This window comes from Pantoea sp. B65 (genome assembly GCF_047308185.1).
Taxonomy (GTDB): domain Bacteria; phylum Pseudomonadota; class Gammaproteobacteria; order Enterobacterales; family Enterobacteriaceae; genus Erwinia.
Map to the genome: position 1 here is coordinate 1 of NZ_JAHXPU010000001.1, position 890 is coordinate 890.

Below are 890 nucleotides of genomic sequence, written 5' to 3' on the forward strand. Positions count from 1 at the left end.
GACGAGGTTTCACGCAGCAGTTTGCCCCAGGCGCTGTTGTGTCCTTCCCAGCGCAGCCCGCCTTCCGCATCGGTCAGCCGCTCCGGCATGCCGTTCACCTGGTTGTGAAACCAGTAAATCTCCGGGGCCCGCACCCCGTCAATGCGCGCCAGCGGCTCATAATCTATAGCTGAAAATTCAAATGTGAGAAAAAATGCTCGGTTCACTCATGGCTCTTGCTATTTTACAATTTACATTAGTCCCAGCGTTCATCTATATAAGGACTAATTGACTCAATAGTTAGAAACTCGGACTCACAATAAATTTCAAAGTGTTCATTTTTGATTGTAACTGTTGCTATTCCAGGTAAAGAATTCACTTGCGGATCACAGAAAAAAAACACTCTTCTCCCCTCACATTTAAAGTTTCTTACCCCATCAAACCCCAGCACCAAATTAATTGCACTATAGTTATATCCATCCCATTTTTTTGGGTGTTTCTCCGGAATCCCTTTTATATTGAAAGAGAACTTTACTGAAGAATGACCATAAAATGAAAAGCCAGTCAATTCTGCATTGCATATGTCTAACCCTCCATCAAACATATGGGTTATTTTTTCTTTGTGCAGAGCATTATCAAACCACATATCAATACCTTATTAAAAGTTGTAATGCCCATGAGTGCCAAAAACACTCCCTGTAATCGAAATATTCCCTGTTCCCGGTTCTAACGGTCTTACGTTAAAGTGGGGTTCGGCTCCATGTAAAGAGATTGCTTTAGAATGCCCTAAGCTATGTTCCTGAATAATGACGGTTGAACCATTTCTTTCTTTGTAATGGTATTGCCGGGTTTCTAAAGGAATACCATTTTTATCGCGCACAAAATTATCATATCCATCACCTAATTTAGCA

Annotated in this window: 2 protein-coding genes and 1 pseudogene; all 3 read right to left on the reverse strand. The window is 41.3% G+C overall.

Annotated elements, in window-relative coordinates:
* Positions 1-167 (reverse strand): annotated as a pseudogene (locus tag JWF83_RS00005) (RHS domain-containing protein); the annotation flags it as partial.
* Positions 168-235: 68 nt separating this feature from the next.
* Positions 236-625 carry an Imm50 family immunity protein gene (locus tag JWF83_RS00010; RefSeq protein ID WP_413647859.1) on the reverse strand — a complete coding sequence of 130 codons (390 nt, stop codon included), beginning with the start codon at positions 623-625 and terminating at the stop codon, positions 236-238.
* A gap of 12 nt (positions 626-637) precedes the next feature.
* A partial coding sequence (locus JWF83_RS00015) for an HNH/endonuclease VII fold putative polymorphic toxin (protein WP_413647860.1) occupies positions 638-890 on the reverse strand: 253 nt, incomplete at its 5' end.

Bases quoted from the DNA above. Each gene is read 5' to 3' on its own strand.
- JWF83_RS00010 (WP_413647859.1), bottom strand. From the start codon at position 625: ATGTGGTTTGATAATGCTCTGCACAAAGAAAAAATAACCCATATGTTT.